Origin of the sequence: Streptomyces kaniharaensis, from assembly GCF_009569385.1 — a bacterium.
In the GTDB taxonomy this organism is placed as follows: domain Bacteria; phylum Actinomycetota; class Actinomycetes; order Streptomycetales; family Streptomycetaceae; genus Kitasatospora; species Kitasatospora kaniharaensis.
In genome coordinates this window covers 490,004-503,352 of sequence record NZ_WBOF01000001.1, presented here as the reverse complement: position 1 = coordinate 503,352, position 13,349 = coordinate 490,004, and the positions used below count along the sequence as shown (strand labels likewise).

Here is a 13,349-nt window from a genome sequence, read left to right as displayed (position 1 = left end):
GGGAGCCGTTGCGGAGGCTCCCGGGCCCGGCGCTGTCGGCGCGGCGCGGACGGATCAGGAATCCGCCGCCACCGCGGCCCGCCGGCGTCGACCCACCACGGCCGAGGCCGCGAGGACGATCGCCGCGGCGGCCAGCGACAGGTACATCTGCTTGCGCCCGTCGGCGTCGGTGAACATGTACGCCATCACGAACCCGATCATGCCGATCGCGGTCCAGGTGAGGTAGGGGTACAGCCACATGCGGACGGTCAGCCGCTCGGGGGTCTCCCGCTCGATGATCTTGCGCATCCGCAGCTGTGTGACGCAGATCACCAGCCAGACGAAGAGTGCGACCGCGCCGGAGGAGTTGAGCAGGAACGCGAACACCTTGTCCGGCGAGGTGTAGTTGAAGAAGACGGCGATGAAGCCGAAGACGACGGACGCCAGGATCGCGACCAGCGGCACGCCCCTGCGGGTGACGCTCGCGAAGGCCTTGGGCGCGTCACCGCGCTGCCCGAGCGAGAAGGCCATCCGGGAGGCCGTGTACATCCCGGAGTTGAGGCAGGAGAGCACCGCGGTCAGCACGATCACGTCCATGATCTGGCCCGCGTGCGGGATGCCCACGTGGTTCAGCACCGCCACGTACGGGCTGTCCTTGATCTCGGCCGAGTCCCACGGCAGCAGGGTGACGACGAGCAGGATCGAGCCCAGGTAGAAGACGCCGATGCGCCAGATCACGCTGTTGGTGGCCTTGGTGACCGCCTTCTCCGGGTCCTCCGACTCGCCGGCGGCGAGGGTGACGATCTCGCTGCCCATGAAGGCGAAGACGACGGTGAGCATGCCGGTGAACACCGCGCCCACGCCGTGCGGCAGGAAGCCGCCGTGGCCGGTGAGGTTGGTGGTGCCGACCGCGTGGGTGCCGGGCAGCACGCCGAACACGGCGAGGGCGCCGATCACCAGGAACGCGGCGATCGCGACGACCTTGATCCCGGCGAACCAGAACTCGAACTCGCCGTAGGAGGCGACCGAGAACAGGTTGGTGGAGGTCAGCACCGCCATCACGATGAGTGCGAACGCCCACTGCGGCACGCCCGGCATCCAGTTGTTGAGGATCTTCGCGCCGGCCGTGGCCTCGACCGCGAGCACCACGACCCAGAAGAACCAGTACAGCCAGCCGATGGTGAACCCGGCCCACCGGCCGAGCGCGCGGTCCGCGTACGCCGAGAACGAGCCGCTCTGCGGGTCGGCCGCGGCCATCTCGCCGAGCATGCGCATCACCAGCACGACCAGCAGGCCGGCCAGTGCGTAGGAGAGCAGGATGCCGGGGCCGGTGGCGGCGATGCCCGCGCCGGAGCCGACGAACAGGCCGGCGCCGATCACGCCGCCGATGGCGATCATCGACAGGTGGCGGTTCTTGAGCCCGGCCTTCAGGTGGCCGTCGCCGCCGTGTCCGCCGGGTCCGTGCGGTCCCGCCTGGTGGGGGACCTTCGCCGCTACAGCCGGCTTGGTGGTTTCCGCACTCATCTAAGGGTGCCCTGTGCCTTTCCAGCGCGGTGACCTTCGGCTCGTCGCGCCGGAGGATGGGGGGACAGAACCGCGCAATGCGGTGCAACCTAACTTCTACGCCCGAGTATCGGAACTCGAAGCTGATAACTGTTCGGTCAGCGGACGCAAAAGCCCAGGTCAGAATAGGTCCGAAGGTGGTGCGAAAAGCTCAAATCTGACACATCGCCAGGTCGGGAGGTCTATGCCTCCCGCAGCTCCAGCAGGGCGATCCGGTGCGCGTCCCCCGGCCGCCCCGGGGCGAGTCGCGCGGCCAGGATCCGAGGGATGTCGCTCTCCTGTGAGTACCCGGGCACCACGGTGACCTCGGCCCGCCGCGCCACGGCCTCCCCGCGGACGGCGTACACCACCCGGTACGTCGTCCGCTCCGGCGGTGGCGCGCAGTGTTCCCGCCCGTCGACGGCCATCCGTGTCCACCTCCTCGGGCCCCCTCGGGCCCATTGTCCGCGCGGTGTGGCCGAACCTGGCAAATCCGGGCAGAGTGGGATTCTCCGGAAGGGGGCGACCCCATGCAGACCACCTGGAAGGGGACGATCAGCTTCGGGCTGGTCAGCATCCCCGTTCACCTGTACTCGGCCACGCAGGAGCACGACGTCCCGCTGCACCAGGTGCACGCGAGGGACGGCGGACGGGTGCGGATGAAGCGGTACTGCGAGCGGGAGGACAAGGAAGTCCCGTACGCGGAGGTCGCCAAGGGCTACGAGTCGCCCGACGGCCGGACCGTCACGCTGACCGACGAGGACCTGGCCGACCTCCCGCTGCCCAGCAAGAAGATCATCGACGTGCTGGCCTTCGTGGACGCCGGTGAGATCGACCCGCTGATGTTCTCCAAGGCCTACTACGTGGGCGTCGCCGACAAGGCGGCCGCCAAGCCTTACGCCCTGCTGCGCGACGCGCTCACCGAGTCCGGTCAGGTCGCCGTCACCAAGATCGCGCTGCGGACCCGGGAGTCGCCCGCGGTGCTGCGGGTGCACGAGGGCACGCTGGTGCTCCAGACCTGCATCTGGCCGGACGAGGTCCGCCCGGCCGCCGGGATCGCGCCGGAGGAGAACGTCACCGTCCGGCCGCAGGAGCTCAAGATGGCGCGGTCGCTGATGGACACGCTCTCCGAGGACTTCGACCTCTCCCAGCTCCACGACGACTACCAGCAGGCCCTGCAGCAGGTCATCACGGCCCGGCTGGACGGCGTCGAGCTCCCGCACGAGGAGGAGCCGGGCGAGGCGCCCGACAACGTGATCGACCTGATGGAGGCGCTGCGCAGCAGCCTCAAGCAGGCGAAGAGCGGGCGGAGGAGCGACGCCGGACCCGAGGACGAGAAGCCCGCGCCGCGCAAACGCGCCCCGGCGAAGAAGGCCGCACCTGCCGGGAAGGCCGCGCCCGTCGAGAACACAGCAGCCGCCGGGAAGACAGCGGCCGCCGGGAAGACGGCAGCCGCCGGGAGGTCCGCGACCGCGAAGAAGACCACGACCCGCAAGACCGCGGCTCCCCGCAAGGCCTCCTAGGCCGCGCGCCGCGGACCGGAAGTCCCCTCCCCCTGACTACCGGAGGCGATCCCGATGGACCTGCTGACCTACAAGGAACTCGACACCGGCCCCGACGCCCCGAAGAACCCGAGCATGGGATACCGCGCCTGGCACTGGCTGCTCAGCCTCAGCCCCACCGCCGTGACGTTCATGGTCGCGCTCTCGATCGGCCTCGGCATGGTCGGCGCCCAGGTGAGCTCGCTGCCGGTGCTGATACTGATGTCGATCTTCTGGGGCGCGACGGTGGTCGCGATGGTGGGCGTGGTGGCCCGCTGGTTCACGCCCGGCCGGGGCAGGCACCGGATGGCGTCCTGACCCGGCCGCGGCCGGCGTGAGGCCGGAGGTGCTCAGCCGATCCACACCGTGGTGACGTTGCAGAACTCCCGGATCCCGTGCCCGGACAGCTCCCGCCCGAACCCGGAGCGCTTGACGCCGCCGAACGGCAGCGCCGGGTGGGAGGCCGTCATGCCGTTGAAGAACACCCCGCCGGCCTGGATGTCGCGGACGAAGCGCTCCTGCTCGGCCTCGTCCCGCGTCCAGACGTTGGAGCTCAGCCCGAACGGGGTGTCGTTGGCGAGCGCCACCGCCTCGTCCAGGCCGGCGACCCGGTAGACGGTCGCGACCGGGCCGAAGGTCTCCTCCTGGTGGATCCGCATGGCCGGGGTGATGCCGGTCAGCACGGTCGGCTCGTAGAAGTACCCGGTGTCCCAGCCCATCGGCCGCCCGCCGCCGCACTCCACCCGGGCGCCGTGCGTGCGGGCGTCCTCGACCAGTTCCTCCAGGTCGTCCCGGCCCTGACGGCTGGCCAGCGGGCCGACGTCGGTGTCCTCGTCCATCGGGTCGCCGACCTTCAGCGACTGCATCGCCTCGGTGAAGGCGGCGGTGAACGCGCCGTAGACGTCGGTGTGCACGATGAAGCGCTTGGCCGCGATGCAGGACTGGCCGTTGTTCTGCGCTCGCGCGCGGACGGCGATGCGCACCGCCCCGGCCAGGTCGGCGGAGGGCATCACCACGTACGGGTCGCTGCCGCCGAGCTCCAGGACGGCCTTCTTCACCTCGTCGGCCGCGGCGGCCGCGACCGCCCGCCCGGCCGGCTCGCTGCCGGTGAGGGTCACGGCGGCCACCCGCCGGTCCCGAATCACGCCCTCGACGGCGCCCGAGCCGATCAGCAGGGTCTGGAAGCAGCCCTCCGGGAAGCCGGCCCGGCGGAACAGCTCCTCGATCGCCACCGCCGTCCGGGGCACGTTGGACGCGTGCTTGAGCAGGCCCACGTTGCCCGCCATCAGCGCCGGCGCGGCGAAGCGGATCACCTGCCAGAACGGGAAGTTCCACGGCATCACGGCCAGCACCGCGCCGAGCGGCCGGTAGCGGACGTAGGCCCGGGCGGCCCCGGCATCGGCGACGTCGGCGGCGGCCGGGTGCTCGTCGGCGAGCAGCGCCTCGGCGTTGTCGGCGTACCAGCGCATCGCCTTGGCGCACTTGGCGGCCTCGGCCCGGGCCGCGGCGAGCGGCTTGCCCATCTCCTCGGTCATCGTGCGGGCAACGGCCTCCTGGTCCTGGTCCAGCAGGTCGGCGGCCCGGTGCATCAGCGCGGCGCGGGACACGAAGGTGGTGGTGCGGTAGTCGTGGAAGGCGGCCTCCGCGAGGGCCAGACGGCGGTCGAGGCCGGCATCGTCGAGCGGTTCGAAGGTCTCCAGGACCTCGCCGGTCGCGGGGTTGACGCTTGCGATGGGCATGCGGGGGCTCCCAGGGGGGTCGGGTGCTGGCGCAGGGGGGGTCGGGTGCTGGCGCGCCTACTCACCCTCCCTGACGGGCCGCCCCCGGGCACGCCACCGCCGCCCGGCGTGTCCTGCCGGGCGGTGGCGGCGCGGGCGGTGCGGGGCTACTCGGGCAGCGACTCCACTCGGGCCGCCGCCTCCCGGGCGCGGGCGCCGGCCCGGGTGCGGCCGGCTGTCACCTGGCGGTTGGGGAAGCGGTGCAGGTACTCGGCCTCCAGCTGCCCGGTGCGCAAGGTGTGGCGCTTGAGCGCCTCCTCGGAGCCGTACAGGAACGTCTCGTGGCGTGTGCGGTGCAGCTGTTCCAGCTCGTGCAGCAGGGTGTCGTTGCCCAGGGCGTGCGGGGAGATGCCCTCGGGCCTGATGTGCGGGGCGTCGACGTGCCGCATGTCCGAACCTCCTCGGCGGAAGCCCCCTTGTACCCGGTGCCCGGTGATCCGGGCCGGTACACCCGTTCGGGCGGGCCGGCGACAGTACTCCTCGGTGAAGCAGCGGCGTTCACGTTTGCGGGCTCGGGCCGTCCGGTCGGGCGTAGTGGAGCGAATGGTGGGGAACAGGCGGTTGCCTTGGCCGAGCAGGACAGGTCCTGGGCCAGGCTCATGCCGCGTTGACGCGTTCTTCGACCAGACTGCGGAACTGTTCGAGGTCGCTCCGCACGGCCCGTTCGATCGCCCCGGCCAGGGCGAAGCCCCGCGGCCCGCCGAAGGCATCGTGCATCGCCTCCGGGTCGTACTCCACCCGGATCTGCAGCCGGGTGTGCCGCGGGTCGAGCGGCAGGAGCGCGAACGCGCCGCTCAGGTGGAGCCCGTCCAGCGTCCGCCAGGCCATCACCCGGCCCCGGCCGCGATCGGTGATCTCGGTTTCGACGTCCCGCTCGGCGCCGCGGATCGCCACCCCGAGGTGCGCGAGGTTCCGCCCGTGCGGGTAGGCGCTGTGCACCCCGTCGACGAACCGTGGGTAGTCGTGCACGCGGTGCAGCTGCTCCCAGGCGGCGAGGACGGGGACGGCGATGTCGATCTGTTCCTCCAACGTACTCATGACTCGACCGGACCTCCTCCGGTGGATCGCGGGCAGTTCCAGCCTGCGCTCAGGAGTGGCGCCCGGGCAAAGGTCGGACGAGGGCGTGGCGGAGCGTGAGTCCCCGCGGGCGGTGGGTGAGTGCGGAGCGTGAGCCGACGCGGGCGGTCGGGGCGCGGAAGGTGGTGGGCTGCGGGAGACTGGGCGCATGCCGGAGCTGCCCGAGGTCGAGGCGTTGAGCGCCTTCCTGTCCGAGCGGCTGACCGGGCGTGTCATCGCCCGCGTGCAGCCGGTGGCGATCAGCGCGCTGAAGACATACGACCCGCCGGTCGGCGCGCTGGAGGGGCGGACGGTGGGGCCGGTGACGCGGCGCGGCAAGTTCCTGGACATCGAGGCCGGCGGGCTGCACCTGGTGATCCACCTGGCCCGGGCCGGCTGGCTGCGCTGGAAGGACAGCCTGCCCGCCGAGCCGCCGCGCCCGAGCCCGAAGAACCCGCTGGCGCTGCGGCTGCGCCTGGAGGGCGAAGCCGGGGACGGCTTCGATCTCACCGAGGCGGGGACGAAGAAGGGGCTCGCCGTCTACGTCGTGAAGGATCCGGCCGAGGTGCCCGGGGTGGCCCGGCTCGGCCCTGACCCGCTGGACCCGGGCTTCACCCTGGACGACTTCGCGGCCCTGCTGCGCGGCGAGCGGCGCCGGCTCAAGGGCGTGCTGCGGGACCAGAGCGTGCTGGCGGGCGTCGGGAACGCCTACTCGGACGAGGTGCTCCACGCGGCCCGGATGTCCCCGTACAAGCTGGCGTCGAGCCTGACCGAGGAGGAGACGGCGCGGCTGTTCGAGGCGCTCGGCGGCACGCTGCGCGAGGCGGTCGAGCGCTCGCGCGGGCTGGCCGCGGGGGAGCTGAAGGCGGAGAAGAAGCTCGGGCTGCGGGTGCACGGCCGTACCGGGCAGCCGTGCGCGGTGTGCGGGGACACCGTGCGCGAGGTGTCGTTCGCGGACTCCTCGCTGCAGTACTGCCCGACCTGCCAGACCGGTGGCAAGCCGCTGGCCGACCGGCGGCTGTCCCGGCTGCTGAAGTGAGCCGGTGAGGGAAGCCGGCAGGCTCCTCTCACCAGCTGTGGGGGTTCAGCGCTTGATGGCGACGCCGCCCCAGTAGTACGCGGCCCTCGGGTCGGCGGGCGGCTCGCCGTCCGGCCGCCAGGCCAGCACGGGGGAGACGCCCGGCTCGATCAGGTCCCAGCCGTCGAAGAAGCGCAGGACGTCGTCGTAGGTGCGCGGGACGAGGGTCATCCCACCGGCCCGGGCGGCTTCGGTGACCTTGCCGACGGCCTCCGGGTCGAAGTCCTGGGTGGGGGTGGTGAGCGCGATGCAGCTGCCGGCGGGCAGGGCGTCGCGCAGGGCGGCGACCCGGCCCCACGGGTCGTCCTCGTCGGCGATCAGCATCAGTACGGCGATCATGAGCAGGCCGACCGGCCGGGTGAGGTCCAGCGTGGCGGTGAGCGCCGGGTCGGAGAGGAGTTCCTCGGGCTTGCGCAGGTCGGCGTGGATGTAGGTGGTGCGGGTGGCGGGGGTGGAGACCATCAGGGCGCGGGCGTGGGCGAGGACGATCGGGTCGTTGTCGACGTAGACCACCCGGGTGCCGGGGCTGACGGACTCGGCGATCTCGTGGGTGTTGGGCGAGGTGGGGATGCCGGTGCCGAGGTCGAGGAACTGGCGGATGCCGTGTTCCCGGGCGAGGTGGCGCACCGCCCTGCCCTGGAAGGCGCGGTTGGCCTTGGCCATCTGCTTGATGCTGGGCACGGCCGCCTCGATGGCCTCGGCCATCGCGCGGTCGGGCGGGAAGTTGGTCTTGCCGCCCAGCCAGTAGTCGTAGACGCGCGCCGAGTGCGGGGTGGTGGTGTCGACGCCGAACCGTTCCCACTGGCTCGGCTCGATCGCGTCCTCGTGCTGGTTCCCGTCCGGGGAGTGCTGACTTGTCGTCATGGCAACGTCCTCTGATGGCAGATCATCACACTGGAGGGGTCAGCGTAGCGGTCCCGGGTGGAGCCCGGGCGTCCGGCGAGGGCGAGCCGTGGCGGGCTTGGGCCGTCGGAGTGGTGATCCGGTCTATCGGAGGTGCCGTCCGGGAGCGGGGCTGACGAGCGGGGGAAGCATTCAAAATGCTGTCAGATCGTCAGATTACTCTGAATGTCACACCACATGTCACCCCGAAGGTGACGTCACGGGTCACGTCGCGCAGGCTGCTGCTGGTCGCGGCCGGGATGTCGCTGCTCGGGGCGGCGGCCGGCTGCCGGAGCCCGTTCGACGGCGGGGACGGCTCGGCGCCCACCTCGGACGCCGCGGCGGCGGGTGCGGCCGGGGCCGCCCCGGAAGGGTCCTCCTCGCAGTGGGTCGCGGCGAGCGGGTCGCCGACGGCCGCGCCCCCGGCCACCCCGTCCGCACCGCCCACCCCGTCCGCGCCCGCCTCGCCGGCGCCGTCTCCCACCGCTTCGAGCGCGTCGAGTGTGCCGAGCGCGCAGCCCGTGCACCGAGCGCTCACGGCGGCGGAGAGCAGGCCGGTGTACGAGCTGGACCCGGCGCGGCGGGTGGTGGCACTCACCCTCGACGACGGCCCGGATCCGCGGTACACCCCGACCGTGCTCGCGCTGCTCCAGCAGCACGGCATCCGGGCCACGTTCTTCCTGATCGGGGAGAACGCCGTCGAGCACCCCGAGCTGGTGCGGGAGATCGCGGACCACGGCCACCACATCGCCAACCACACCTGGAGCCACCCCGACCTGCGGCGCGTGTCCGAGAGCAGGGTCCGGGACGAGCTGGAGCGCACCTCGGACCTGCTGCAGCGCACCACCGGCCGCACGCCGACCTGGTTCCGCGCGCCCGGCGGGGACTGGTCGGACGTCTCGCTCCAGGTGGGCGCCGATCTCGGGATGCGGCCGATGGCCTGGTCGGTGGATCCGCGGGACTGGGCCCGGCCCGGGACGGCGGCGATCACCGACCGGATCCTCAGGGACGTCCGGCCGGGCGCGATCGTGCTCAACCACGACGGCGGCGGGGACCGGTCGCAGACGGTGGCCGCGCTGAAGGCGTACCTTCCGGCGCTGATCGATTCGGGGTACTTCTTCACGGCCCCGCCGAACTGACCGTGCGCGGGGCGGGGGCCGGCCGGGCGGCGTCCCGGCGTTGTGGCGGCCCGGCGGTGCGATGGGATGCGCGGGGGAAACGGCTTCCGGTCCAAACCACCCGAACGTGTGGATTGGGAGAACCGTTTCTGCGGATTTGCGGCCTCTAGGGTGATGTCGCATCAATTCCCCAGGTACCGCCGGGTACCGCCCTGGAAGGCTCTTTCCCCATGCGTCTCCGCAACGCCTCGCTTGCCGCCGCCAGCGCGATCGCTCTCGTCCTCGCCGTCCCGGTCTCCGCCGACGCCGCGACCGGTGATTTCCTGTACAGGGTCGGCCCCGGCGTCCAGACCGGTCTGGCCGACCCGGAGAGCCGCGCGTGCATCAACCTCCCCTGGACGACCGACGAGGCGCCCGGCTCCGCGCCCGCGAACCTCACCACGTCGACCGCCACGGTCTTCCTCGACTTCGACTGCTCGGGCGACACGTTCTACGTCATGAACCCGGGCAAGAAGCTCGGGGACCGTCTGAAGCTGCGCTCGGTCCTCTTCTCCTGAGCTCCTTCTGAGCTCCTTCCGGGCCCCTCCTGAACGGCGGGAGCCGGCGGGGTGGCCGGGGCCGGGCGGCCGACGTACGTTCGAAGTGTCCGGCCCGGTCGCCGGTGCCTCGCCGTGCCCGTGGTCGGGCGCCCCAGCCTGGGCAGAGCGAAGGAGGGCCTGGGATGACCGGCAACGGCTACGCACACCCTGAAAGGCTGGTCCACACCGAGTGGCTGGGCCACCACCTGGACGACGGGACAATCCGGGTCATCGAGGTCGACGAGGACACCACCGCGTACGACCGGGGCCACATACCCGGCGCGGTCGGCTGGAACTGGAACACCGACCTGCACAGCCGGGTCGGCCGCGACTACGTCGACCGCGAGGGCCTCCAGCACCTGCTGCGCGCGGCCGGCGTGGAGGACGACACGACCGTGGTGCTGTACGGCGGCAACAACAACTGGTTCGCCGCGTACGCCTTCTGGCTGCTGCGGCTGCGCGGCTTCGAGCCGGTGCGGCTGCTGGACGGCGGGCGGAAGAAGTGGGAGCTGGAGCGGCGCGAGCTCACCGAGGAGGTGATGGACTACCAGCACACCACCTACCGGTTGACCGGGCCCGAGCACCCGGAGATGCGGGCGCTGCGGGACGAAGTGCTCGGCAAGGCCGAGGTGTTCGCCAAGCCCGGCGCGGACGCGGTGCTGGTCGACGTCCGCTCGCCCGCCGAGTTCCGCGGCGAGCTGATCGCGCCGCCGCACCTGCCGCAGGAGCAGGCGCAGGTGCCCGGGCACATCCCGGGCGCGGTCAACATCCCCTGGTCGCAGGCGGCCAACGACGACGGCTCGTTCCGCTCGGCGGAGGAACTGCGGACGCTCTACGGGGGCAACGGCGTGGAGTCGGAGCGCGAGGTGATCGCGTACTGCCGGATCGGTGAGCGGTCCGCGCACACCTGGTTCGCGCTGACCGAGCTGCTGGGATATCCGCACGTCAAGAACTACGACGGCTCGTGGACGGAGTACGGCTCGCTGGTGCGGGCGCCGGTGGCGCTCGGCGCGTGAGGCCCGGGGCAGCCGGTTCGCCCTGCTGCGGCACGGCTGAGAGCCGGCCGCGGCCGATCGCATGATTTCGGCCTGTTTCTTTTCATGAACATCTCACAATCGGGGAGTGGAGCAGGGGCCACCGGGACAAGGATCGATCCGACCCTTCGTCCCCGTGACCCTGGAGGACCACGTGCGCAAGAGGCTGATCGTCTCTGCCGCCAGTGCCATCACGCTGTTCCTGACCGTGCCCGCCTCGGCCGCCGACTTCCAACCCGGCGCGGCCGGGGTCGGTGACACCTACTACCCGACCTACGGCAACGGCGGTTACCACGTCTCCCACTACGACATCCGGCTGAAGTACCAGCCCGCCACCGACGAGCTGGAGGGCACCACCACCATCCTCGCCACCGCAACCCAGGACCTCTCACGGTTCAACCTCGACTTCGCGCTGAACGTCCAGGAGGTCCGGGTGAACGGGCGGGTGGCGAAGTTCGCCACCAGCGGTGAGCAGGAGCTGGAGGTCACGCCCGCCCGGCCGCTCGCCAAGGGCAGCCAGGCCACCGTGGTCGTCCGGTACAAGGGCGTGCCGTCCACGGTGAAGAAGTACGGCTTCACCGCCTGGCAGCGCACGCCGGACGGCGCGGTGGCGGCCGGCGAGCCCGAGTCGGCGTGGTGGTGGTTCCCCAGCAACGACCACCCCAGCGACAAGGCCACCTACGACATCTCCGTCCAGGTGCCCGACGGCAACGAGGTGATCAGCAACGGCCTCCTCGTCGGCAAGCGCTCCGAGGCCGGCTGGACGCGCTTCAGCTGGCGGGAGAACAAGCCGCAGGCGACGTATCTGGCCACTCTGGCGGTCGGCAAGTTCGACGTCACCACGGACACCACGCCGAGCGGGCTGCCCGTCTACAACGCGTACAGCAAGGACCTCGGCGAGAACGCCGACTCCGCCCGGGCCAGCGTCGAGCGCACCGGTGAGCTGGTCGACTGGCTGAGCGGCTATTTCGGCGAGTACCCGTTCAGCTCGGTCGGCGGCTACGTGCCCAACGTCAAGGCCGGGTTCGCGCTGGAGACCCAGACCCGGGTGTTCTACGGCCCCCGGCAGTTCGCGCGCGGCGCCAACACCTCGGTGGTCGTGCACGAGCTGGCCCACCAGTGGTACGGCGACAGCGTCTCGCTCTCCCGCTGGAGCGACATCTGGCTGAACGAGGGCTTCGCCCGGTACGCGCAGTTCCTCTGGTCCGAGCACGAGAACGAGGGCACGGCCCAGGAACTCGCCGACTACGTCTACGCCTCGCACCCGGCCGACGACAAGTTCTGGACCGTCAAGCCGGGCGACCCGGGCGCGGAGAACCAGTTCGACACCGCCGTCTACGACCGGGGCGCGGTGGCCATCCAGGCGCTGCGCAACGCCGTCGGGGACGACGCGTTCCTCCGGATCCTGAAGGGCTGGCCCGCCGAGCGCCGCTACGGCAACGCCACCATCCCCGACTTCCAGGCGTACGCGGAGAAGATCTCCGGGAAGCCGCTCGGGGACCTCTTCACCACCTGGCTGTTCACGCCCTCGAAGCCGGCGACCGGGCCGGTGGCCGCCGTCGACGCGGGATCGGCGGCCTCGCCGGCGGCGAGTTCGGGCGCGGGGCGGTCCGACGAGCCGCAGGCCGTGGTGGAGCCGAAGTCCTGGAAGAAGATCCAGGAGACCAACTCCGTGCACGACGAGGCCCACTGACCTCCGGGTGACGGGCGTGGCCCGGTGTGCCCCCTGCCGTCGAGGCGGGCGGGCGCGCCGGGCCGTGTGCCGTACGGGAGTTCAGGAGTTGCTGCTCAGGCGTGCAGGGTCGTGTACACGTCGGCGAGGCGGGCCTCGAAGGCCGCCGGGGTGAACAGGTAGTCCTGGCTGCCCGCCGACTCCAGGGCGTAGGCGGCCAGCACGCAGCCGACCCGGGCCGCCTCCTCGTCGTCCCGACCGTCGGCCTTCGCGGCGAGGAAACCGGCCCGGAACGCCCCGCCGCCGCCGGCGCCGTCAGGGAGCCGGGAGATCGGCGCGGCCGGGACGGCGATCGAGGGCCGGGTGGCGTAGTCGATCCAGACGCCCTCCCGGCCGAGCGTGGTGATCCACGCGCCGACCCGGGCCAGCACGTCCGCCGCGGTCCAGCCGGTGTGCTCCAGCAGGGCTGCGCGCTCGCGGCGGTTGGTGACGAGGTGGGTGGCGCCGGCCAGCACGGCCTCCGCGCCCGCGCGGCCGAGCTCCCGGGTGCGGCCGGCCACGTCGACCAGGTACGGCAGGCCGCGCCGGCGGCACTCGGCGGCCCGGGCGGCCAGCACCTCGGGCTCGGCGGGGCCGAGGAAGACCAGCCCGACGTCCTCGGGCCAGCCCTCGGGGCCGGGGGTGTCGTCCTCGGCCTGGGCGCCCGGGTGGTAGGAGACGATGCGGTTGTCGTCGGCGTCGGTGGTGCGGGTGTAGCGGGCGGTGGCCAGTCCGGGCGAGATCCGGACCCGGGAGGTGTCCACGCCGACCTCCTCCAGGCGGGCGCGGTAGTCGCCGAAGTCCCGCCCGGCCGCGCCGAGCAGCAGCGGTCTGCGGCCGAGCCGGCCGAGGCCGTACGCGACGTTGGCGGCCACGCCGCCGTAGCGCACCTCCAGGTCGTCGACCAGGAACGACAGGGAGAGGTGCTGGAGTTGGGCCGGCAGCAGCTGGCTGGTGAAGCGCCCGGGGAAGGTCATCAGGTTGTCGATGACGATCGGGCCGGTGACCGCGATTCTCATGGGAGGCCTGCCTCTCCTGGGAGGGACGGTGGT

15 protein-coding genes are annotated in these 13,349 nt (G+C 72.0%); 7 read left to right on the top strand and 8 right to left on the bottom strand.

The window, feature by feature from the left end; all coding sequences use genetic code 11:
* Positions 1 to 54: 54 nt before the first annotated feature.
* Together F7Q99_RS02215 and F7Q99_RS02210 are read right to left on the bottom strand one after the other, a co-directional pair.
* The gene (locus tag F7Q99_RS02215) at positions 55 to 1,503 is read right to left on the bottom strand and encodes an amino acid permease (RefSeq protein ID WP_153459829.1); all 1,449 of its coding nucleotides are present in this window, start codon (positions 1,501 to 1,503) and stop codon (positions 55 to 57) included.
* Between the two features lie 221 nt (positions 1,504 to 1,724).
* Positions 1,725 to 1,949, bottom strand: a complete 225-nt coding sequence (locus tag F7Q99_RS02210) for a hypothetical protein (protein ID WP_153459828.1) — start codon at positions 1,947 to 1,949, stop codon at positions 1,725 to 1,727.
* 102 nt (positions 1,950 to 2,051) lie between these two features.
* Between F7Q99_RS02210 and ku the strand changes: the two genes are divergently transcribed.
* Positions 2,052 to 3,044 (top strand): non-homologous end joining protein Ku, encoded by a 993-nt coding sequence (ku, locus tag F7Q99_RS02205; RefSeq protein WP_153459827.1) that lies wholly within the window; start codon positions 2,052 to 2,054, stop codon positions 3,042 to 3,044.
* A 54-nt stretch (positions 3,045 to 3,098) separates the two neighbouring features.
* A complete protein-coding gene (locus F7Q99_RS02200) occupies positions 3,099 to 3,380 on the top strand; it encodes a hypothetical protein (protein WP_153459826.1) in 282 nt (93 codons plus the stop codon).
* Between the two features lie 32 nt (positions 3,381 to 3,412).
* On the opposite strand, the gene F7Q99_RS02195 is transcribed toward F7Q99_RS02200, so the two are convergent.
* The 3 genes from F7Q99_RS02195 to F7Q99_RS02185 form a co-directional block, all read right to left on the bottom strand.
* Positions 3,413 to 4,801, bottom strand: a complete 1,389-nt coding sequence (locus F7Q99_RS02195; RefSeq protein ID WP_153459825.1) for an NADP-dependent succinic semialdehyde dehydrogenase — start codon at positions 4,799 to 4,801, stop codon at positions 3,413 to 3,415.
* Between the two features lie 146 nt (positions 4,802 to 4,947).
* Entirely contained in the window at positions 4,948 to 5,229 is a 282-nt protein-coding gene (locus F7Q99_RS02190) for a DUF6158 family protein (RefSeq protein WP_230210136.1), read from the bottom strand.
* A 208-nt stretch (positions 5,230 to 5,437) separates the two neighbouring features.
* A complete protein-coding gene (locus F7Q99_RS02185; protein ID WP_153459824.1) occupies positions 5,438 to 5,878 on the bottom strand; it encodes an SRPBCC family protein in 441 nt (146 codons plus the stop codon).
* A gap of 187 nt (positions 5,879 to 6,065) precedes the next feature.
* Here F7Q99_RS02185 and F7Q99_RS02180 point away from each other — a divergent pair, with 187 nt between their 5' ends.
* Positions 6,066 to 6,935, top strand: a complete 870-nt coding sequence (locus F7Q99_RS02180) for an Fpg/Nei family DNA glycosylase (RefSeq protein ID WP_153459823.1) — start codon at positions 6,066 to 6,068, stop codon at positions 6,933 to 6,935.
* Positions 6,936 to 6,980: 45 nt separating this feature from the next.
* Here F7Q99_RS02180 and F7Q99_RS02175 read toward each other — a convergent pair whose 3' ends face one another.
* Positions 6,981 to 7,838 carry an SAM-dependent methyltransferase gene (locus tag F7Q99_RS02175; RefSeq protein ID WP_153459822.1) on the bottom strand — a complete coding sequence of 286 codons (858 nt, stop codon included), beginning with the start codon at positions 7,836 to 7,838 and terminating at the stop codon, positions 6,981 to 6,983.
* A 190-nt stretch (positions 7,839 to 8,028) separates the two neighbouring features.
* Positions 8,029 to 8,394 carry a hypothetical protein gene (locus F7Q99_RS43020; RefSeq protein WP_153459821.1) on the bottom strand — a complete coding sequence of 122 codons (366 nt, stop codon included), beginning with the start codon at positions 8,392 to 8,394 and terminating at the stop codon, positions 8,029 to 8,031.
* Between F7Q99_RS43020 and F7Q99_RS02165 the strand changes: the two genes are divergently transcribed.
* From F7Q99_RS02165 to F7Q99_RS02150, 4 genes are all read left to right on the top strand, one after another.
* Positions 8,378 to 8,995: a polysaccharide deacetylase family protein gene (locus F7Q99_RS02165; RefSeq protein ID WP_153459820.1), complete on the top strand. Its 618-nt coding sequence runs from the start codon at positions 8,378 to 8,380 to the stop codon at positions 8,993 to 8,995. The genes F7Q99_RS43020 and F7Q99_RS02165 overlap by 17 nt on opposite strands.
* A 209-nt stretch (positions 8,996 to 9,204) precedes the next feature.
* A complete protein-coding gene (locus F7Q99_RS02160; RefSeq protein ID WP_153459819.1) occupies positions 9,205 to 9,531 on the top strand; it encodes a hypothetical protein in 327 nt (108 codons plus the stop codon).
* Positions 9,532 to 9,695: 164 nt separating this feature from the next.
* The gene (locus F7Q99_RS02155; protein ID WP_153459818.1) at positions 9,696 to 10,568 is read left to right on the top strand and encodes a sulfurtransferase; all 873 of its coding nucleotides are present in this window, start codon (positions 9,696 to 9,698) and stop codon (positions 10,566 to 10,568) included.
* 172 nt (positions 10,569 to 10,740) lie between these two features.
* Positions 10,741 to 12,279 carry a M1 family metallopeptidase gene (locus tag F7Q99_RS02150; RefSeq protein ID WP_326847170.1) on the top strand — a complete coding sequence of 513 codons (1,539 nt, stop codon included), beginning with the start codon at positions 10,741 to 10,743 and terminating at the stop codon, positions 12,277 to 12,279.
* 95 nt (positions 12,280 to 12,374) lie between these two features.
* Here F7Q99_RS02150 and F7Q99_RS02145 read toward each other — a convergent pair whose 3' ends face one another.
* Positions 12,375 to 13,316 (bottom strand): PfkB family carbohydrate kinase, encoded by a 942-nt coding sequence (locus tag F7Q99_RS02145; RefSeq protein WP_153459817.1) that lies wholly within the window; start codon positions 13,314 to 13,316, stop codon positions 12,375 to 12,377.
* Positions 13,317 to 13,349: the final 33 nt, after the last annotated feature.

Excerpts from the sequence above, each read along its gene's own strand:
- F7Q99_RS02215 (WP_153459829.1), bottom strand. The coding sequence starts at position 1,503 with ATGAGTGCGGAAACCACCAAGCCGGCTGTAGCGGCGAAGGTCCCCCAC.
- F7Q99_RS02210 (WP_153459828.1), bottom strand. The coding sequence starts at position 1,949 with ATGGCCGTCGACGGGCGGGAACACTGCGCGCCACCGCCGGAGCGGACG.
- ku (WP_153459827.1), top strand. The coding sequence starts at position 2,052 with ATGCAGACCACCTGGAAGGGGACGATCAGCTTCGGGCTGGTCAGCATC.
- F7Q99_RS02200 (WP_153459826.1), top strand. The coding sequence starts at position 3,099 with ATGGACCTGCTGACCTACAAGGAACTCGACACCGGCCCCGACGCCCCG.
- F7Q99_RS02195 (WP_153459825.1), bottom strand. The coding sequence starts at position 4,801 with ATGCCCATCGCAAGCGTCAACCCCGCGACCGGCGAGGTCCTGGAGACC.
- F7Q99_RS02190 (WP_230210136.1), bottom strand. The coding sequence starts at position 5,229 with ATGCGGCACGTCGACGCCCCGCACATCAGGCCCGAGGGCATCTCCCCG.
- F7Q99_RS02185 (WP_153459824.1), bottom strand. The coding sequence starts at position 5,878 with ATGAGTACGTTGGAGGAACAGATCGACATCGCCGTCCCCGTCCTCGCC.
- F7Q99_RS02180 (WP_153459823.1), top strand. The coding sequence starts at position 6,066 with ATGCCGGAGCTGCCCGAGGTCGAGGCGTTGAGCGCCTTCCTGTCCGAG.
- F7Q99_RS02175 (WP_153459822.1), bottom strand. The coding sequence starts at position 7,838 with ATGACGACAAGTCAGCACTCCCCGGACGGGAACCAGCACGAGGACGCG.
- F7Q99_RS02160 (WP_153459819.1), top strand. The coding sequence starts at position 9,205 with ATGCGTCTCCGCAACGCCTCGCTTGCCGCCGCCAGCGCGATCGCTCTC.
- F7Q99_RS02155 (WP_153459818.1), top strand. The coding sequence starts at position 9,696 with ATGACCGGCAACGGCTACGCACACCCTGAAAGGCTGGTCCACACCGAG.
- F7Q99_RS02145 (WP_153459817.1), bottom strand. The coding sequence starts at position 13,316 with ATGAGAATCGCGGTCACCGGCCCGATCGTCATCGACAACCTGATGACC.